The organism is Tabrizicola sp. (genome assembly GCF_030373185.1).
Classification (GTDB): domain Bacteria; phylum Pseudomonadota; class Alphaproteobacteria; order Rhodobacterales; family Rhodobacteraceae; genus Tabrizicola.
Window position 1 is genome coordinate 57497 of record NZ_JAUCZH010000008.1, and the last position, 19819, is coordinate 77315.

General features: G+C 64.7%; 17 protein-coding genes. 4 read left to right on the forward strand and 13 right to left on the reverse strand.

The annotated features are described in order from the left end of the window. Window positions 1–114: 114 nt before the first annotated feature. The 7 genes from QUV21_RS15445 to dapD form a co-directional block, all read right to left on the reverse strand. A complete protein-coding gene (locus QUV21_RS15445; protein ID WP_300856148.1) occupies window positions 115–2973 on the reverse strand; it encodes an error-prone DNA polymerase in 2859 nt (952 codons plus the stop codon). Between the two features lie 240 nt (window positions 2974–3213). Next, window positions 3214–4446, reverse strand: coding sequence for a lytic murein transglycosylase (locus tag QUV21_RS15450; protein ID WP_300856149.1), 1233 nt, complete (start codon window positions 4444–4446; stop codon window positions 3214–3216). A gap of 105 nt (window positions 4447–4551) precedes the next feature. Further along, entirely contained in the window at window positions 4552–6783 is a 2232-nt protein-coding gene (rnr, locus tag QUV21_RS15455; protein ID WP_300856150.1) for a ribonuclease R, read from the reverse strand. 154 nt (window positions 6784–6937) lie between these two features. After that, entirely contained in the window at window positions 6938–7357 is a 420-nt protein-coding gene (locus tag QUV21_RS15460) for a GNAT family N-acetyltransferase (RefSeq protein ID WP_300856151.1), read from the reverse strand. Beyond that, window positions 7354–8496 (reverse strand): succinyl-diaminopimelate desuccinylase, encoded by a 1143-nt coding sequence (gene dapE, locus QUV21_RS15465; protein WP_300856390.1) that lies wholly within the window; start codon window positions 8494–8496, stop codon window positions 7354–7356. Before dapE ends, QUV21_RS15460 begins: the two co-directional genes overlap by 4 nt. A 162-nt stretch (window positions 8497–8658) precedes the next feature. Further along, window positions 8659–9009, reverse strand: coding sequence for a hypothetical protein (locus QUV21_RS15470; protein ID WP_300856152.1), 351 nt, complete (start codon window positions 9007–9009; stop codon window positions 8659–8661). A 1-nt stretch (window position 9010) separates the two neighbouring features. Then, window positions 9011–9847: a 2,3,4,5-tetrahydropyridine-2,6-dicarboxylate N-succinyltransferase gene (gene dapD, locus QUV21_RS15475; RefSeq protein ID WP_300856153.1), complete on the reverse strand. Its 837-nt coding sequence runs from the start codon at window positions 9845–9847 to the stop codon at window positions 9011–9013. Between the two features lie 80 nt (window positions 9848–9927). Between dapD and QUV21_RS15480 the strand changes: the two genes are divergently transcribed. Next, window positions 9928–10749 (forward strand): TIGR00730 family Rossman fold protein, encoded by an 822-nt coding sequence (locus QUV21_RS15480; RefSeq protein ID WP_300856154.1) that lies wholly within the window; start codon window positions 9928–9930, stop codon window positions 10747–10749. 38 nt (window positions 10750–10787) lie between these two features. Here QUV21_RS15480 and QUV21_RS15485 read toward each other — a convergent pair whose 3' ends face one another. Beyond that, complete coding sequence (locus tag QUV21_RS15485) at window positions 10788–11993, reverse strand: crosslink repair DNA glycosylase YcaQ family protein (RefSeq protein ID WP_300856155.1); 1206 nt, start codon at window positions 11991–11993, stop codon at window positions 10788–10790. A 181-nt stretch (window positions 11994–12174) separates the two neighbouring features. Here QUV21_RS15485 and QUV21_RS15490 point away from each other — a divergent pair, with 181 nt between their 5' ends. Next, window positions 12175–13491: a cation:proton antiporter gene (locus tag QUV21_RS15490; protein WP_300856156.1), complete on the forward strand. Its 1317-nt coding sequence runs from the start codon at window positions 12175–12177 to the stop codon at window positions 13489–13491. A 3-nt stretch (window positions 13492–13494) separates the two neighbouring features. On the opposite strand, the gene rlmN is transcribed toward QUV21_RS15490, so the two are convergent. Together rlmN and QUV21_RS15500 are read right to left on the reverse strand one after the other, a co-directional pair. Next, window positions 13495–14667 (reverse strand): 23S rRNA (adenine(2503)-C(2))-methyltransferase RlmN, encoded by a 1173-nt coding sequence (rlmN, locus tag QUV21_RS15495; RefSeq protein ID WP_300856157.1) that lies wholly within the window; start codon window positions 14665–14667, stop codon window positions 13495–13497. Between the two features lie 124 nt (window positions 14668–14791). Continuing rightward, window positions 14792–15310, reverse strand: a complete 519-nt coding sequence (locus QUV21_RS15500; protein WP_300856158.1) for an invasion associated locus B family protein — start codon at window positions 15308–15310, stop codon at window positions 14792–14794. Window positions 15311–15482: 172 nt separating this feature from the next. Here QUV21_RS15500 and QUV21_RS15505 point away from each other — a divergent pair, with 172 nt between their 5' ends. Further along, window positions 15483–16478: an asparaginase gene (locus QUV21_RS15505; protein WP_300856159.1), complete on the forward strand. Its 996-nt coding sequence runs from the start codon at window positions 15483–15485 to the stop codon at window positions 16476–16478. 56 nt (window positions 16479–16534) lie between these two features. Further along, window positions 16535–16879, forward strand: a complete 345-nt coding sequence (locus tag QUV21_RS15510; protein ID WP_300856391.1) for a DUF2794 domain-containing protein — start codon at window positions 16535–16537, stop codon at window positions 16877–16879. A 38-nt stretch (window positions 16880–16917) separates the two neighbouring features. Here the strand turns inward: QUV21_RS15510 and QUV21_RS15515 are convergent, their stop codons facing one another. The 3 genes from QUV21_RS15515 to QUV21_RS15525 form a co-directional block, all read right to left on the reverse strand. Next, window positions 16918–17739 (reverse strand): C40 family peptidase, encoded by an 822-nt coding sequence (locus QUV21_RS15515; protein WP_366908170.1) that lies wholly within the window; start codon window positions 17737–17739, stop codon window positions 16918–16920. Beyond that, on the reverse strand, window positions 17736–19163 hold the full coding sequence (locus QUV21_RS15520; protein WP_300856160.1) for a M17 family metallopeptidase: 1428 nt from the start codon (window positions 19161–19163) through the stop codon (window positions 17736–17738). The genes QUV21_RS15515 and QUV21_RS15520 overlap by 4 nt, the downstream gene beginning before the upstream one ends. A gap of 253 nt (window positions 19164–19416) precedes the next feature. Then, window positions 19417–19797: a hypothetical protein gene (locus tag QUV21_RS15525; protein ID WP_300856161.1), complete on the reverse strand. Its 381-nt coding sequence runs from the start codon at window positions 19795–19797 to the stop codon at window positions 19417–19419. Between the last annotated feature and the right edge of the window lie 22 nt (window positions 19798–19819).

The window sequence follows — 19819 nt, forward strand, 5'->3', positions numbered from 1 at the left end:
AGGGTTCGGGCCGTGGCGCTATCGTGATGATGCGGCGCCGCGTTCCGCGGCAATCCTTTCGGGTCGCCTGCGCGGGCAAAGCCCGCTTGGTTCCGCGGTACTTGTGGTGAGGGTTCAGGCCGCATCCAGCACGGGGCGGAGAAGGTGCATCGGATGGGCGCGCAGCGTGAGGCGCAGGGCGAGGTAATCCTCGACCACCGCTTCGCCCAGCGTCATTTCGCGGAAGATGACTTCAGGCTCGCGGATCGCTTCGCCCTCCATGTCGGTTGCGAACAGCGGCAGGGCGGGACCAGGGGCAAGGCCCTCGGCAGCCCAGAGCGCGTCGCGGCGGGAAAGGCCAAGGGCGGCGAAGGCGTCTGCTTCGGCAAGGCGGGCCAGCACTTCGGGGCCGACCCCGGCGCGGCGCCACACGTCTTCGACCGTGTGATACCCGTTGCCGCGGGCGGTGGTGATCCAGCGTGCCTCATCTTCGGCCATGCCCTTGATCTGGCGAAAGCCAAGGCGGAGCGTCAGTTCGGGCGGGGCTTTCGGGTCGGCGTCGCCTTGGCTGTGCCATTCCATCCGGTTGTCCCAATCACTGTTCTGGATGCAGGGCGGCAGCACGGTGACGCCATGTTCGCGCGCATCCCGCACGATCTGGGCCGGGGCGTAAAAGCCCATGGGCTGCGCGTTCAGCAGGGCGCAGGCGAAGATGCCGGGGTGGTGGCGCTTGATCCATGCGCTGGCGTAGACGAGGAGTGCGAAACTGGCGGCGTGGCTTTCGGGAAAGCCGTAGCTGCCGAAGCCTTCGATCTGGGCAAAGCAGCGCTTGGCAAAGTCGACATCATAGCCGCGCGCCAGCATGCCCCCGATGAAGCGGTCATGAAATTCGCTGACCGACCCGTGCTTCTTGAAGGTGGCCAGCGAGCGGCGCAACCGGTCTGCCTCTTCGGGGGTGAACCCCGCGCCGACGATGGCGATCTGCATCGCCTGTTCCTGAAACAGCGGTACGCCAAGGGTTTTCGACAGCACCTTGCCCAGCGCGTCAGACGGGAAGCTGACCTGCTCCTGCCCGTTTCGGCGGCGCAGGAACGGATGCACCATGTCCCCCTGAATCGGTCCCGGGCGAATGATCGCGACCTGAATCACGAGGTCATAAAAGCAGCGCGGGCGCATCCGGGGCAGGAAGTTCATCTGGGCGCGGCTTTCCACCTGAAACACTCCCAGACTGTCGGCCCGGCAGAGCATCCGGTAGGTCTCGGGGTCTTCCGGCGGCAGGGTGGCCAGCGTGAAGTGCTGCTGGTGGTGCTGGGCCAGAAGGTTGAAGGCCTTGCGGATGCACGACAGCATCCCCAGCGCCAGAATGTCGATCTTGAGGATCTTCAGCGTGTCGATGTCATCCTTGTCCCATGGGATGACGGTGCGGTCTTCCATCGTGGCGTTTTCCACGGGGCAAAGTTCGTCCAACCGGCCTTCGGTGATGATGAAGCCGCCGACGTGTTGCGACAGGTGGCGGGGGAAGCCCTGAATCTCGTCGATCAGCCGCAGGGTCTGGCGCAGGCGGCGGTCTTTCGGGTCAAGCCCGATTTCGGCCAGCCTTGCATCCGTCACCGCGCCCGGTCCGCCCCAGCCCCAGATCTGGCTGGACATGGCGGCAAGCGTGTCTTCCGACAGGCCCATCGCGCGGCCAACCTCGCGCACGGCACGCTTGCCACGGTAGTGGATCACGGTCGCGCACAGCCCCGCGCGGTGGCGGCCGTATTTTTCGTAGATGTGCTGGATCACCTCTTCGCGCCGTTCGTGTTCGAAATCGACGTCGATGTCGGGCGGTTCGTTGCGCGCCTCGGAGATGAAGCGTTCAAAGACCATGGTGCCGATTTCGGGAGAAACCGAGGTCACCCCCAGCGCGTAGCAGACCACCGAATTCGCCGCCGAGCCGCGCCCCTGACACAGGATCCCGCGCGACCGGGCAAAGGCCACGATGTCGTGGACGGTCAGGAAATAGGGCTCGTAGCGCAGCTTGGCGATCAGGCCAAGCTCATGCGCCATCTGGGTGCGCACCTTTTCAGGTGGGCCTTCCGGATATCGCCAGTTCAGCCCTGCCTCGGCCAGCCGGGCAAGGCGCTGGCTGGCCGTTTCGCCATCGGCGTTCTCGGACGGGTAGTCATAGCTGAGCTCGTCCAGCGAAAAGGCGGCGCGGGTGGCGATTTCCCCGGCGCGGGCGACGGCGGGTTCGAAGCCTGCGAAGATCCGCAGCATTTCCGCCCCCGACCGCAGGCGGCCTTCGTTGTTTGGCAAGGCCCTGCGGCCCAGCTTGTCGACCGGCACGCCAAGCCGGATTGAGGTCAGCACATCGGCAAGGCGGCGGCGCGATCCGTGGTGCAGGAAGGGCAGGCCGGTGGCGACAGGGGGCAGGCCCAGCCGCGCGGCCAGACGGGCAAGGCGCTGGAAGCGGTCATGGTCCTGCCCGTCATAGTGCGGGGCCATGGCAAGGCTGACCTGCCCGGGAAAGCGGCGGGCAAGGGCGCGGGCATGGGCCTGCCAGTGGATCATGTCGATCATCGGGCCGGGCGGGGCTTCGGCCAGTGTCAGGCGCTGGTCGGGGGGCAGGACCAGCATCTCCAGTCCTTCGCCCCAGTCCAGAAGGTCGGGCAGGGTCAGCCTGCAATCGCCCTTGGCGGCGCGCAGGCGGCCAAGGCTGAGCAGACGGCACAGCCGCCCCCAGGCTGCCCGGTCGCGTGGCAGGCAGGTGATGGCGAAGCCATCCTCCAGCACGATGCGCGTGGCCGGAATCAGCCGGATGCACGGCCCACCGTCGCGCGCCAGTTCCCGCGCGCGGGTATGCGCCCGCACGATCCCCGCGACCGAGTTCACATCCGCCACGGCCAGCGCGGTCATCCCCATCCGGGCGGCGCGTTCGATCATCTCCTCGGGGTGCGACGCCCCGGTGAGGAAGGTGAAATTCGTCAGCGCAGAGAGTTCGACGAAAGACATGCGGGCAGCGACTCAGGGATTCGGAACAAAGGTAGAACATATTGCCACGCCAGCGCCCGCCCGGCCAGCGGCATCGCGGGTTGAAGCGGCTGTCTGATCGAGCGAGTTCCGCGCGCATCCTTGTCTCGCCTTCTGCGCGCCAAAGGCGCGCAACCGGCTCGGTCAATGCCTCCGGCGGGGATATTTGGACAGAGAGGAAGACCAAAGGCCGCGCTGGATGGGCGGGCAAGGTGGCCGCGGTCAGCGCAGCAGCACCAGCACCTCAAGGCTGGGGTAGCCGTCGGGGATCAGTCCGCGCGCCTTCTGGAACGCCTTGACGGCGGCGATGGTCTTTGGCCCCATCCGGCCGTCGACGCCCCCGGGGTCAAAGCCTGCGCGGCCCAGACGGTCTTGCAGTTCCTTGCGTTCGTCCAGTGTCAGCGCGCGCAAGTCGCGTGGCCAGGTGGCAGCGATGGGTGGGCCACCTTTCAGCAGGTCGGCAAGGTGGCCGATGGCAATGACATAGGCATCGGCGGTGTTGTAGCGTTCGATCACCTGAAAATTCGGGAAGATCAGGAAGGCGGCGCCCCGGTGGCCACCGGGCAGCAGGATAGAGCCGGGGCCATGGTCGGGCAGGTTGCCTCCCGTGGCGGTGCGGATGCCCATCGCCTGCCAGTCGGCGATGGGCTTCACCACCCGTTCGGTCGTCTGGTCATGGTCAAAGCCATCCGGCAGGCGCACCTCCAGCCCCCAGGGCATGCCGGTCTGCCAGCCCCAGTGCCGCAGGTAGTTGGCCGTCGAGGCCAGCGCATCCGCCGGGTCGTCACCCCAAAGATTGCGCCTGCCGTCGCCATCGAAATCGACAGCGAAGCTTTCCCATGATGACGGCATGAATTGCGTATGCCCGCTGGCCCCGGCCCAAGAGCCGGTGAAACGGTCCACATGACCGCCCCCCACGATCTTCAACGCGGCAATCAGTTCCGCCTCGAAGAACGCCGCGCGCCTGCCCTCATAGGCCAGTGTCGCCAGTGACCCCAGCACCGGCAGATCGCCGCGAAAGGTGCCATAGGCGCTTTCAAGGCCCCAGACAGCGGCGAGAATTTCAGCTTCCACCCCGAATTCAGCTTCGATCCGGCTTAAAAGATCGCGGTGGCGCGCCATGGCCTTGATGCCAAGCGCCACCCGGTCTTCTGACACGGCGGTATCAAGGTAATCCCAGATCGTCTTGGTGAATTCGTTCTGGTTGCGGTCGCGTTCCACGACCTTCGGGTTGAATTCCACCCCCCGAAGGGCAGCGTCGAAGGTCGCCGCAGGCACACCCGCCACCAGCGCCCGCGGGCGGAAATCCTGAACCCAAGCCTCAAGCCCCGCTTGCGTTCCCATCTTGGCCTCCGTCGTGACTGCCGCATCGGGCAGGATGGTCTGAGCCGCGGCCGGCTCGTTGATCAGAACCGCCGCGACACAACAAAGAAAGCCCAGCACCCGTTCGCCCAACTCCGCCCATCCTGAAAGACCAATACAAATCAATTCAAACTTGCGCTTGCTCTTTTCGCAAATACTCCACCGGAGGTCCGGAGGGTATGAAACCCTCCGGTCCCGTCATTTCCGCCGCCGCACCACCCGCCGTTTTGCGGCCGCCTGGGCGGGCTTGCGTGGCTGATACTTGCCCGATTTCCGCCCGGCAGGCTTCAACGTGGCACCTTCCACCGACAAAAGCTCCAGGATCAGCCCGCCGGTCACCGGCACCGCTTCGGCCAGCCGCACCATGACCTTCTGGCCGATCCCCAGCGTCAGGCCGGTTTCAGAGCCCGTCAGGGTCTGGCTGCCCTCGTCATAGTGAAAGAACTCGCGGCCCAAGGCCCGGATCGGGATCAGACCATCGGCTCCGGTCTCATCCAGCCGGACGAACAACCCGAACCGCTGCACACCGGAAATCCGTCCGGCAAACTCGGCCCCCACGCGCTCGGCCAGATAGGCCGCCAGATAGCGGTCCGTCGTGTCGCGCTCGGCGGCCATGCTGCGCCGCTCGGCCTCGGAAATCAGCTTGGCGGTTTCTTCCAGGTTCTCGACATCCCAAGCGGAAAGACCATCCGCCCCCCAGCCATGCCCGGCGATCAGCGCCCGGTGGACGATCAGGTCGGAATAGCGCCGGATGGGCGAGGTGAAATGCGCATAGTTCCGCAAGGCCAGCCCGAAATGCCCGAAGTTCTCGGGGTGGTAATAGGCTTGGGTCATCGACCGCAGGGTGGAGAGGTTGATCAATTCGTCAAACTCGGTCCCCTCCGCCTGTGACAGGAGCCGGTTCAGGTGTTGCGTCTTCAGAACCTGTCCCTTGGCAAGGGTCATCCCCGCGCCTTCGGCCACTTCCCGCAAGGCGTCCAGCTTCAGGGGCGAGGGTTCCTCATGCACCCGAAACAAGAGCGGGCGCTTCAGGCGGATCAGTTCCTCGGCAGCGGCCACATTGGCCAGCACCATGAATTCCTCGATCAGCTTGTGGGCGTCCAGCCGGTCCTTGAACGCGACCGACGCGACTTTTCCGGTGTCATCCAGCACGATCTGGCGTTCGGGCAAGTCAAGGTCCAGCGGTTGCCGCGCCTGTCGCGCCCGGGTCAGGGCGGCATAGGCGGCATATAGCGGGCGCAGGACGGGTTCCAGCAGCGGTCCGGTCACGTCATCGGGCGCGCCGTCGATGGCGGCTTGCACCTGCGCATAATGCAAGGACGCGGCAGAGCGCATCAGCCCGCGCACAAACCGGTGGCTGCGCTTGTGGCCTTCGGCATCAATCACCATCCGCACGGCCAGACAGGCCCGGTCCACGCCCTCATGCAAGCTGCACAGATCGCCCGAAAGGATATCGGGCAGCATCGGCACCACACGGTCGGGGAAATAGGTAGAGTTGCCGCGCCGCCGCGCTTCGCGGTCAAGCGCGGAACCGGGTGTGACGTAATGCGCCACATCGGCAATCGCGACCCAAAGGATGAAGCCGCCGGGGTTGCCGGGATCAGGGTCGAGCTCGGCCAGCACGGCGTCATCGCGGTCACGCGCGTCGATGGGGTCGATGGTCAGCAGGGGCAGCCCGCGCAGATCCTCACGCCCCTTCAGGCCGACGGGTTCGGCCCGGTCGGCTTCAAGGATCACGGCGTCGGGGAACTGGTCGGGGATGCCGTGCTGGTGGATGGCGATCAGGCTGGCGGCGCGCGGGCCGGACGGGTCACCCAGCCGGGCCAGCACGCGGGCCTGAGGCAGACCCATCCGGCGGGTGCCTACAGCCTCGGCCTCGACCAGTTCACCCTCCTTGGCCCCCATCGTCATGTCGGACGACACGCGCCATTCCTTGTCGGAACCCTTCTCGATCGGCTGGATGCGCCCACCTTCGGCGTTCACCCGAAAGACGCCCAGCACCTTGGCCGGGTTCGATCCCAGCTTGCGGATCAGCCGTGCCTCATAAACGTAATCGTCCAGATCGACCTTCGCCAGCCGGGCAAGAATACGGTCGCCCGCCCCAAGGGCCGGATCACCCTTCTTGGGAATGATCAGGATACGCGGCGCGTCCTCGATCCCTTCTTCCAAGGGCTTGGCATAAAGATCACCGCCACTGTCGGGCGGCAGAACCTGCAAGATCGACACCGGCGGCAGCGTTCCCGCCTCGCGGAACCGGCGCATGGTCTTTTCGACCACACCCTCGCCCTCAAGCTCGCGCAGAAGCCGCTTCAGCTCGATGCGGCCATCGCCCTTGATGCCAAAAGCCTTGGCAATGTCGCGCTTGGCCGAGAGGCCGGGGTTATCGGTGATCCATTGGCGGATCTGGTCCTTGGAAGGCAGGGTTTTCATGGGCTACGACGTAGCACGACCGGCGCTGCATGACTACCCGACAGCTATTTGCTCTTTTCCCAAATACTCATCTTCGTTCGAGCCGGTTGCGCGCTTGCGCGCAAAAGGCGAGACAAGGGCGTGCGCGAAACGCGCTCGATCTGGCGACCGCTGGTCAGAGGGCGCGGCGCATGTGCCGGTGGGGGATGCCGGCATCCATGAACTCGTCGCCTTCAATCGCGAAGCCCAGCTTTTCATAGAACCCCGTCGCGTGGGATTGCGACCCCAGATAGGCATTGGTCAGCCCCGGCTGGCGGCACAATTCGTCCAGCGCAGCGCGGATCAGGGCGGCCCCAAGGCCGGTGCCACGCTTTTCTGCCAGCACGCAGACCCTGCCGATCTTGCCAGTCGTGCCTTTGACCAGCAGTCGCGCCGTGCCAACCGGGCGGTCGCCGTCACGGGCCACAAGATGAATGGCGGTCTCGTCCAAGCCGTCCACCTCATCCGCCTCGCTGACGCCCTGTTCGTCGATGAACACGGTCCGGCGCAGGCCTTGGCAGGCGGCGATGTCGCGGGTCACTTCGATTCTGGTCATGCGAAATAGTCCCGCAGGATGCGGCCATAGATGGCCTTCAGCGTGTGGATATGCGCAACCTCCACCCGTTCATCGACCTGATGCATGGTCTTGCCGACCAGCCCGAATTCCACCACCGGACAATGATCCTTCACAAAACGTGCGTCCGACGTGCCGCCCGAGGTCGAGGCGACCGGCTTTCGCCCGGTTTCGGCCTGCACAGCGTTTGCCACCAGCGTTGAAAGCTCACCCGGCGGTGTCAGGAAGCTTTCACCCGAGATGCTGATCTTCAGCCCGATGTCTACCCCTGTTGCCTCAGCCACCGCCGCCGCCTCACCACGCAGCCAGTCTGACAGGGTTGCCCCGGAATGCATGTCGTTGAAGCGGATGTTGACCGTCGCCGTCGCCCGTGCCGGGATGACGTTGTTCGCCGGGTTGCCGCAGTCGATCGTGGTGATCGCAAGGGTGGAGGGGTCGAAATGCGGGGTTCCGCGGTCCAGCGCCTCGGCGTCCAGCCGGGCCAGCAGCTTTACCATGGCCGAAAGCGGGTTCTTTGCCCGGTGCGGATAGGCCGAATGGCCCTGCACCCCGGTGGCGGTGATATGGGCGGTCATCGACCCGCGTCGGCCGATCTTCATCATCTCGCCCATCTCGTTCGGGCAGGTCGGCTCTCCAACCAGACAATGCGTCATGCGTTCACCGTTGAAGGCCATCCAGTCAAGGATCGCCACGGTGCCGTCCTTGCCCTCACCTTCCTCATCACCGGTTATGGTGATGATCACCGCACCATCTGGCGGTGCGTCCTGCACGAAATCCACCGCCGCCGCGACAAAGGCCGCAACGCCGGATTTCATGTCGCAGGCGCCCCGGCCAAACATCACGCCATCTTCAACTTCGGCACCGAAAGGGTCGTGCTGCCACGCGGCAACATCCCCGACCGGGACCACATCGGTATGACCATTGAACCCGAAGGCCCGGTTCGCGCCCTGTTGGCCCCACCGTGCATAGAGATTGGCGATGCCATCCCTGTCCACCCGGATACAGTTGAAACCGGCCTCGGTCAGTACTTCGGCCAAAAGGGCGATTGCCCCACCCTCGGCCGGGGTGACAGAGGGGCAGCGGATCAGCCGGGCGGTCAGATCGGCGGGGTCAAGCGGGATCGTGGGCATCAATTGTCCTGGCAGGTCTGCAAACGTCCCCCTTGACCTAGCCGCTTGGGCCAAGGTCTGCAACCGCAAGGGGATGTGCTGGCCGGGCCATCGGTCCGGCGGCGTGGCCCCGAAACGGGGGCCGTATGGCCTGATCGGCAAGTGGTGGCCGGATCAGTCGAAGAACGGCGTCATCTCGGCCACGATGACCGAATTTTCCGCCAGCGCGCGCATCATCAGCGCCTGTTCTTCCGGGTCGATCTCGTCGCCGGCCTTCAGCCGGTCCTCCAATGTGCCGTGGCCCGTCACCTCCAATGGTGCAAGGTCGGCCTCTTTCAGGATCGCCACGGTTTCGCGCACCGCTTCGGCCTCATCAACGCCACTGGCATAGATCACCAGCCCGGCACCGGTGGCCTTGTCCGGCAGGCCGTCGCCGGCCTTGCGGCCAACCTCGACCACAAGGGTATAGACCTTTTGCGTCCGCTTGGGTTTTTCGGGCGCCGTGGTGGGCGGGGTCTCTTCCATGTCAGTCCCGCAGAAGGTCGTTGATGCTGGTCTTCGACCGGGTCTGCGCATCGACCTTCTTCACGATCACCGCGCAGTAAAGGTTGATCCCGCCCTTGGACGGCATCGACCCGGCGACGACGACCGACCCGGCAGGCACTTCGCCATACATGACCTCACCCGTCTCGCGGTCGACGATCTTGGTCGATTTGCCGATGAAGACCCCCATCCCAAGGACCGAGCCTTCGCGGATGATGCAGCCTTCAACCACTTCAGACCGCGCGCCGATGAAGCAATCATCCTCGATGATCGTCGGGCCAGCCTGCATCGGCTCCAAGACGCCGCCAATGCCGACGCCACCTGACAGATGCACGTTCTTGCCGATCTGCGCGCAGGAACCGACGGTGGCCCAGCCATCGACCATCGAGCCTTCATCGACGAAGGCGCCGATGTTCACGAAGGACGGCATCAGGACCACGTTCTTGCCGATGAAGGCCGAGCGGCGGACGATGGAACCGGGGACGGCGCGAAAGCCTGCGGCCTTCCAGTCAGCCGCTGTCCAGCCCTGCCACTTGGACGGCACCTTGTCCCACCAGTTCGACCCGCCGTTGCTGCCGGAAATCTCATACATGTCGGTCAGGCGGAACGATAGAAGCACCGCCTTCTTCGCCCACTGGTTGACATGCCAGTCCGTGCCGCGCTTTTCAGCCACCCGCAGGCTGCCACTGTCCAGCGCCGTCAATGTGGCTTCGATGGCATCGCGCACCTCACCCTTGGTGGCGGGGCTGATGCCGTCGCGGGCCTCCCACGCTGCTTCGATGGCGGCTTCCAGGGCGGCATGGGTGGCGGATGCGGACATGGGGTTTTCCCTTTTCGGTTGGTCACGGCGGCCCCGACCCTATAAGGCTTGGGGCAGACCCATGCAATCCGAGTGACTTGATGAAAGAAGAACTCCGCAGCCACCCGTTCCGCGATTCAATCGAGGATATCGCGGCGGCCAAGCGTATCCCCGATACGCCCCAGACCCGGGCGCCCGCCTACCGGATTGCCTTTACCGACCGCGATTTCATGCTGCGCGAGGAACTGCGCCCGGTGCGGTTGCAGCTTGAACTGCTGAAACCGCAACTGATCATGGATGAACGCGGCATTGAATCCACCGTGGTCATGTTCGGCGGGGCGCGGATCCCGGCCCCGGAACAGCGTGACACAGCAAAGACGCAAGTGCTGGCCGACCTGTCGCATTATTACGAGGAAGCCCGCCGCTTTGCCCGCCTGATCACCGAGCGCAGCCTTGCGACCTATGGCCGGGAAGACGTTGTCGTCACCGGCGGCGGCCCCGGCGTGATGGAGGCCGGCAACCGCGGCGCGCATGAGGCCGGGGGCCAGTCGATCGGGCTGAACATCGTCTTGCCGCATGAGCAGGCACCGAACACCTATGTCACGCCGGACCTGTCGTTCAACTTCCACTACTTTGCCATCCGCAAGATGCATTTCCTGATGCGGGCCAAGGCGATCTGCGTCTTTCCGGGCGGCTTTGGCACAATGGACGAGCTCTTTGAAAGCCTGACACTGATCCAGACCCAGCGGATGAAGCGGGTTCCCTTCCTGCTGTTTGGCCGCGACTGGTGGGAGAAGGTGGTGAACTGGTCGATGCTGGCCGAAGCCGGGGTCATTTCGCCCGAGGATCTGGAGCTTTTCACCATTGTCGAGACGGCGGAAGAAGCGATTGCCGTGATCGACAACTGGAAAGACCCCTGCTGAGGCCTTGCGGCCCGAACGGCAGGCAGATCGGTTTTCGGTCAGGGCTGAAGCCGGGTCTCCTGTTCCCAGCCGGGCAGGAATTCCACCCTGTCACAGCCTGAAAAGCGGGCCAGCCGGTCCAGTTCCGCCTCCAGCCGGGTTTGCCGCTGTCTGGTCAGCCGGACCCCCGGTTCGGGCCAGAACCCCTTGACCCGCAGCGCGCCCGCATCGCGGAAGGCCTTCACGTCGATCCGGCCAATCAGGCGGGCGCCTTCCAGAACCGGAAAGACATAATAACCAAAGATGCGCTTTGGTTCCGGCACGAAAACCTCGATCCGGTAGCGAAAGCCAAACAGGTGTTCTGCCCGGTCGCGGTCGCGCAGGGCGGGGTCGAAGGGCGACAGGATACGCAGGCGGGCGGGAGGTTCCGGCAGGGGCTCAGACAGCGTTTCGGGCCGGGCAAAGGCGCGGCGGGGCTGACCGTTGGCGCCTTCCACCTCAACCTCGATGATCTCGCCTTGGGCAAGGGCGGTGTGGCACCAGTCCCTTGCGGCTTGCGGTTTGATGGCATTCCAATAGGCGGCGATGTCCTTGGCGCTGCCAAAGCCAAGACGGTCAAGGGCTGTCCGGCAGGCCCAGTCGGCAACGTCTTCCGCCGGGATCGGCGCGCGATGGGCGGCGGGGATCACCCGTTCGGTCAGGTCATAGATCTTGGCAAAGCCGTCGCGCCGGGTGACGGCAAGCTGCCCGGTCCGCCACAGCCATTCCAGCGCGGCTTTCGACGGGTGCCAGTCCCACCAGCCGCCCTTGCCCCGCAGCTCTCCCTCGCCGACATCGGCGGTGCCGACAGGGCCATCCTTGGCGATGCGGTCAAGTAGGGTGTCAAACTGCGCCTCATACCCGGCGCGAAACCATTTGCGCCAATTGTCGCGCAGCCGGTCGGCATCCCGGTCAAAGCGGTGCTGCCAGACCCCGTGCAGCCCAATTGGCAGGATTGAGGCGTCATGCGTCCAGTGTTCCCAAAGCATGCGGTCCTTTTCCAGAAGCCGCTTCAGCGCCGCGGGGCGAAACGACTGCCGCCGTGACCACAGGATCATGTCATGCGCCCGGGCGACGGTGTTGATGCTGTCCACCTGCACAAAGCCGATCCGGTCGATCAGGTCATGCAAGGACTGACCGGTGGCGGGGCCGGTCGGGGGCTCGGCCAAGGCGTGACGATGCAGAAACAGGCGACGCGCGCGGGCGTTGGGGATCAGGTCGGGCATCCGAAAGGCGTAGCACCGCTTGTGCTATCGGCAAATGCCGGAAATGCGGCGGGTCGCGTCGGCAAGGCGTTGGAAAAGGCACCGCGACCCCGTAACATCAACACATCATCGGACAAAGTTCCCTGCCTTGCCCGTTGGCTGGCTGCCCGTGTCGGGCGAAGGCCGGAAAGGACCGTATCGATTGCCCCATGAGACGCCACTGATCACCACCCTTGTCATGGGCTTTGGCCTTGCCTTTCTGCTTGGCCTTCTGGCGCAGCGGCTGAAGCTGCCCTTGATCGCCGGATACCTTCTGGCTGGCGTGGTGGTAGGCCCCTTCACCCCGGGCTATGTGGCCGACATGGGCCTTGCTACCGAGCTGGCCGAACTTGGGGTGATCCTGTTGATGTTCGGGGTGGGCCTGCACTTTTCGCCGCGTGATCTGATGGCGGTGAAGGCAATCGCGGTGCCGGGGGCGTTGGGTCAGATCGCGGTAGCCACCGCTTTCGGCACCACGATGGGTTGGCTGATGGGATGGAGCCTTGGGGCCGGGCTGATCTTCGGGCTGGCATTGTCGGTTGCTTCGACCGTGGTCCTGTTGCGCGCACTTCAGGAACGCGAACTGGTGCAGACCGAAAAGGGCCGCGTTGCCGTGGGCTGGCTGATTGTCGAGGATCTGGTGATGGTGCTGGCGCTGGTGCTGGTGCCACCCTTGGCGGGGCTGCTGGGCGGCATCGCCATGCCTGTCGGCGACGAGGCCGAGATCGTGGCCGAGGTTGGCAGCGGCATCGGCATTGGTCCCATCGCGGCGACGGTGCTGGTCACGCTGGTCAAGGCAGCGGCTTTCGTTGCGCTGATGCTGGTGGTGGGGCGGAGGGTGATCCCTTGGGTGCTGCATTTCGTGGCGCACACGAAATCGCGTGAGTTGTTCCGGCTGTCCGTCCTCGCCATCGCGCTGGGGGTTGCTTATGGCGCCACGCACTTCTTCGGCGTGTCCTTCGCGCTTGGGGCGTTTTTCGCCGGGATGGTCATGTCGACATCCACCCTGTCATCGCAGGCCATGCGCGAGACCCTGCCTCTGCGCGATGCCTTTGCCGTTCTGTTCTTCGTGTCGGTCGGGATGCTGTTCAACCCGGCGATCATCTGGACCTCGCCGCTGGCGCTGATCGGGACGGTCCTGATCATCGTCGTGGTGAAATCGGCGGTGGCCTATCAGATCATCAAGGCATTCGGGCATGACCATGAGAAGGGCCTCACCATTGCGGCCAGTCTGGCGCAGATTGGCGAGTTTTCGTTCATCATGATCACGATGGGGGTCAAGCTGGCCATCGTCCCGACCGAGGCGCGTGATCTGGTGGTGGCAGGGGCGATGATCTCGATCTTGCTCAATCCGCTGTTGTTTCATCTGCTGGACAGGCGGGCAGCCCGAAAGGCCGCAGCCGCCGTCCCGCAGCCAGAGCCCGCCGCCGCCATGAAGCCAGCGATCCCGAACACCCCGGAGACGGCGCAAACGGGATAGTGGTCAGGTCTCCAGTTCTGCCGCGATCTGGGCCTTTGACTTCCGCGCCCGTTCCGTCGCGGATTTCAACTGCCCGCAAGCCGCCATGATATCTTCGCCGCGCGGGGTGCGGATCGGGCTGGCGTATCCAGCCTTGTAGATGATGTCGGCAAAGGCATGGATGCGGTTGCCCGAAGACCGCTTGTAGGGCGCGCCGGGCCATTCGTTGAACGGGATCAGGTTCACCTTGGCCGGGATGCCGCGCAGCAGTTCCACCAGCCGGTAAGCGTCTTCCTTGGTGTCGTTCACGCCGTCCAGCATGACATATTCAAAGGTGATCCGCTCACTGTTCGACAAGCCCGGATAGGCCTTCAGTGCCTCCAACAAGGTCGCGATGTTCCAGCGCTTGTTGATCGGAACCAGCTGGTCGCGCACCTCGTCGGTGGTGGCGTGGAAGCTGACTGCCAGCAGGCAGCCGATCTCGGTCGCGGTGCGGGCAATTTCCGGCACCACGCCACTGGTGGAAAGGGTGATCCGGCGCCGCCCAAGGGCGATGCCTTCGTTATCCATCACCACTTTCATCGCGTCACGGACGTTGTCGAAATTGTAAAGCGGCTCGCCCATCCCCATCAGAACGATGTTGGAGATCAGGCGGGTTTCATCCTTCGGCGCCCCCTGCACCGGCCATTCGCCCAGATCGTCGCGGGCCAGCATCACCTGACCGACGATTTCCCCCGCAGTCAGGTTGCGGACCAGTTTCTGCGTGCCGGTGTGGCAGAAGGAACAGGTCAGCGTGCAGCCGACCTGGCTGGAAATGCACAGCGTCCCCCGGTCAGTTTCGGGGATATAGACCACCTCGACCTCATGCCCGCCGGCGATCCGCACCAGGTATTTGCGGGTGCCATCCTCAGAGATTTGCCGGGTGACCACCTCGGGCTGCTCGATCGTGAAGTGATCGGCCAGAAGGGCGCGATAGTCCTTGGCAAGGTTGGTCATCAGCGCGAAATCCCGCACGCCCCAGTGATAGACCCACTGCCAAAGCTGGCCGAGCCGCATCTTGGCCTGCTTTTCCGGCGTTCCTGCCGCGATCAGCGCCGCGCGCAACTGGTCGCGCGTCAGGCCGACGATGTTGGTCCTGGCCGTTTCCGGCAGTTTGCGCGGCAGGGTCAGCACGTCTTGCGTGATCGGAGCAGACATCGGTCAGATCTTTCGGTTCAGGCCTTGCGACAGGCGATCTGGAGGGATGCGAGGCATATAGGTGATTCCCCGGAAAAACAAAAGCGCCCCGCAACGGGGGCGCCTTGGCGGGATGTCGGCAGGTTTACTGGCAGCGCTTTTCGGCGTCTTCCATGGCGGCGGTAAACCCGCGCAGACTGAAGGTGTCCTGCGTCTGGGTGCCACGCCCGGACCGCGCGGTCATCACCGCCGTCGTGCCGCGCTTCATCGCCGCCAGAAGGGCGGCATCATCGGCAGCGCTGCCAGGCCAGGCCCATTCACCATCGGTGAACAGCTGGTAGGGCTGGCCGTCAATGGTCACATCGACCGTCGATCCGCTGGCAAAAGGATAGCCGCCGGTAAAGCTGATCTCGCCAGGGTTGCCGGGGCGGAAGGTGACAAACAACAACACGTCGCCACGCCGGACCGAGACGGGCTGGCCATCGCGGGTGTTCACCATTTCCTTCGGCTTCGAGACGCCCCAGCATTCCTTGGGGCTTTCCTCGGTGAAAACGTTCCAGTCCGTCATCGTGGCGACGCGATTGGTGGATTCCTGTGCAAAGGCCGTGGTGGTGGCGAAGCTGATCGCGACAACCGCAAGCGTGCGACCGAAAAGGGAAGTCATGTCTGACGCAGCCTCCAAGCTGTCTTGTGCCTCTGTGCCGGTTGCCGGGGGCCTTTTCAACCCTTTTGACTGGCGCGGCTCAATTCTACCCGATATCCCACCCTTAGACAAAAACGCCAATCCGCGAAAGCCCTCTGGGCGACAATTCGCGCATATGTGACGGGGACCCCTGATGCCGAACCCTTCTCCCATGGTCGAACTTTGGCGCGGTGGGCTTTTGGAAAGCAGCCACGCGGGCCATGCGGTTATCTGGGGTTCGGGCGGTATGGTCGAGGCATGGGGCGACCCTGCCACGGTGATCTTCCCCCGGTCGTCCTGCAAGATGATTCAGGCGCTGCCGCTGGTAGAGACCGGCGCCGCCGATGCCGTGGGCCTGACCGAGGCGCATCTGGCCCTTGCCTGCGCCAGCCATCAGGGCGAGGCGCGGCACGTGAAAATGGCCGGCGACTGGCTGTCAACAATCGGTCTTGCCGAACCAGACCTGCGCTGCGGCGCGCATGAACCCTATGACAAGACGGAACGCAACCGCCTGATCAAGACGGACGAAAGCCCCTGCCAGTTGCACAACAACTGTTCCGGCAAGCATTGCGGTTTCCTGACTGTGACGCAGCACCTGAAGGCAGGGCCGGAGTATGTGGAGATCGACCACCCGTTGCAGCGCATGATCCGCGACGCGACCGAGGAGGCGACGGGCGAAACCGTTGCCGGCTACGGGATCGACGGCTGTTCTGCCCCGAATTTCGCAGTCAGCCTGTCGGGCCTTGCCCGTGCAATGGCGGCCTTTGCATCGGCCAGCGAAAGCGGCGATGCTCGGTCGCGCGCGATGCATCGGCTGACCCGGGCGATGATGGCCTACCCGGAACTGGTGGCGGGTGAAGGGGAAACCTGCACTGACCTCATGCGCGCGATGGGCGGGCGGGTCGCAATCAAATACGGGGCCGAGTCGGTTTACACGGCCATTCTGCCAGACCAAGGACTTGGCATGGCGATCAAGATCACCGACGGCGGCAAGCGGGCGGTGCTTACAGCCATCACAAGCCTCTTGGTGCGGGCAGGTGTGCTGGACCCCGCTCATCCCGCTGCTCAGGCGCGCCTTCCTGCGGTACAGATTAACTGCCGCGGCCTTGCCGTCGCCGAACTGCACACGTCTCCCGGATTTCCAGACTGATCTGGCCTCTTGATTTGTCCGGTTGATTTGAAGGGCGAAGCGGGTAGACTTCCGTGATGAACGTCGAGGCGCCGATCCCCTTTCCCCAAGTCAGCCGCACCCCGGAAGCGGTCATGTTCGACCGCAGGGAACTGGGGCTGATCCTGCGGGTCTATGGCCAGATGGTCGCCGCAGGGGAATGGCGCGACTATGCCATTTCCAGCCTGCGGGACGTGGCGGTGTTCAGCGTGTTCCGCCGCACCGCCGAACACCCGCTTTACCGGATCGAGAAACGCCCGAAACTTCGGTCGCGGCAGGGTCTTTATGCTGTCGTCGGGATGGATGGCCGCGTCCTGCGCCGGGGGCAGGATCTGGATCAGGTCTTGAAGGTGCTTGAACGGCGGTTGATTGGCCCAGTTTGATTGGCCCGTGCTGGCCTTGGCGGCTGTTCCAACGCGCCCTATTCCACCCGCTGCCGCGCCAGCACAAGCCCGCCGCCGCCCGCTGAAATCCGGCTGATCGCTTCCCGGATACCCTCATAGGCGACAGACATCGTGTGACCGTTGGCGTGGATCAGCACATCGTCATTGACCACCATGGCGACATGGCCCTTCCAGAAGATCAGATCGCCCCGCTTCAGCCCTTGACCCGGGGCCAGCCCGCGCCCCATCGACATCTGCATGTCACTGTCGCCCGGACACTCGCGCCCGGTCGCGTGCAAGGCCACCTGCACCAAGCCCGAACAATCCATCCCGAAACGGGAATTTCCGCCCCAAAGATAGGGCGTGCCAAGCAGGCTTTCAGCCACCGTCACCGGGTCGGGGGCGTGTTGATCAAGGGGCCGCAGGTGGCACAGTGGCACATAACCGTAGGGTGTGTTCGCCCATGCGCCCCATGAGCCGGTTACGGCAAGGCGCGACCCAATGCTGATCCCCGCCGTCTCTTTTGCCTGCACAGATGGATCAGAGTAGAAATGCGTCGAGGGGGCAACCACCCAATGCGTCGGCTCTGGCCCCGGGCCGACCGCATCTTCCGCCAGCCAGCCGCAATAGCCGTCGCGGTCAGACCGCAGGAAGACGTGGCCCTTGTCGCGGTCGATCAGAGTGACCGCCGCGCCAAGCAAGAGTTGCCGGTCGCGCGCGCCGCCCGGTTTGTCCAGGAGATCGGCAATGGGTCGCACGACCTGCGCGGCCTCGCCCTTTGTCAGAGGTGCCGACACTTCGCCTTGCAGGCTGATATGGGCGATGCGGCCGGAAAACGGGGTGGTCCTGCGGTCCATCATTTGCCCCCCATGCCCAGCATTGCGGGAAGCGCGCCCAGAACCGCCCGCGCGCCCTGGCCCGCGCCGCCTTTCGGGCGGGCGGGCTGGTCGCTGGGGGTATGGCCGTAGATGTCGAAATGGATATAGCGCGGGCCATCGACAAAGCGCCGCAAGAACAGCGCCGCCGTGATAGACCCGGCAAAACCAAAGCCCGGCGCGTTGTCCAGATCAGCGATGCCCGGCTCGATCACGGTTTCATAGGCATCGTGGAACGGCATCCGCCAGACCGGATCAAAGCCCGCGGCAGCCCCCGCTTCCAGCGCCCCCGCCAGGCTTGGGTCATCGGTGTAGAAGGGCGCAAGATCCGGGCCAACGGCCACGCGCGCAGCACCGGTCAGCGTGGCCATCGAGATGACCAGATCGCTGTCTTCCTCACAGGCAAGGGCAAGGGCATCGGCCAGCACAAGGCGGCCTTCGGCGTCGGTGTCGTTCACCTCGACCGTCAGACCCTTGCGGCTGGTCAGGATGTCTTTCGGCTTCAAGGCATTGCCGGAAACCACGTTCTCCACCGCCGGAATCAGGACGCGCAGCCGCAACGGCACGTTCAGCGCCATGATCATCTGCGCAAGGCCAAGGACCGTCGCCGCCCCGCCCATGTCCTTTTTCATCAGGTTCATCCCGGAAGACGGCTTCAGGTTCAGCCCCCCGGTATCGAAACAGACCCCCTTGCCGACCAGCGTCAGCGCCGGACCATCCATTCCCCAGCGCAGGTCCAAAAGCCGGGGCGCGCGGGGCGAGGCGCGGCCAACGGCGTGGATCATCGGAAAGTTCTGCTGTACCAGATCGTCGCCCCGGATCGCGCGGGCCTTGGCGCCGAAACGCGCGGCCAGAGTCATGAAGGTGGTCTCCATCTCGTCTGGACCCATGTCTTGCGCGGGGGTGTTGATCAGATCACGGGTCAGAGCCTCGCCTTCCGCCATGGCGATCAACCGGGCCGGGTCGAGGCCTTCCGGGCAGACCAGCCGCGGGGTCCGGGCCGGTTTGCGCGCCGGGCGATAGCGGTCAAAGCGGTAGCCCGCCAAAAGCCAGCCCAAGGCGGCCTCGGTCAGTTCCGCTTCGGTCAGCGTGCCGTTCAACGCCCAGTCACCCGCAGGCAGGCCAGCCACCGCCTTGGCCAAGCCAAAGCGAAGACGTCGGCGGGCCTGATCGGTGCCGTAACCCACGACGGCTGCCCCGATCCCGCCACCCGTGCCGGGCAAAAGTCGCATCTCACCCAGACCAGCCTCGAATCCGGTGTCGGTCAGCCACCCGGCCCAAGGTGCGCCGGGGCCGGCAAGGAAGCTGGAAAGGTCTTCGGTCCGGACAACATGCAGCTGTCTGGTCTGGGCAGAGGACATGGCGAAGGCGAAGCGCGGGACACTGGTCATGGAGAAACGGTCACTCATGTTACGGGCGGTTCAGTCTTGCCTATTGGATGCGAAATTGCGAAGCGCGCAAGCTTGGCTTGTCCGGGCGCAACGGTTTGTTCAACAAAATCCCGGCATTGCGACCATTGGCAGCCACACCCGTCCTTGCACCGCAGCCAAGGGCCACAGGTGGCAGGCGTGACGGCTGCCCCGGGCGCAGGCTGAAACGGCGCGTTCCTCTGATTCGGCCCATGTTTTCGCTGGTCCAGGTTCGGCCCAAAGTCGGCAAGCCTCAACCCGACAGGTCGGCCACCCCCTGATCCGGCGACAAGGACCGTTCCGCGACCCGCAAAAGCCGGGACCAGACGGCTGAAAAGGCGGTCCCGTCGGCCCGTTCCAGGCAAGCGCGCGCATCGCCTGCGACAGTTGCCAGACTGACCAGCCCGATATCTGCTGCCATCCGCCGCAGGTGGCCAAGCTGTCGCGCAAGATCGCGCAAGTCCTGCGCCCTGACCTTTTCGGCAAGGCCAGCCATTGTCAGCGCCAGTTCCCCCAGCGCCCGTGTCACCATCTGTTCCGCCACCGGAGCGCCAAGGTTGCGATATATCTCTGTAATCGCCTCCACGTCCTGACGCACCACTTCTCGCGGCTTGAGAGCCGTCACTTCAGCCATCAGATCACCCGATCATCCAACA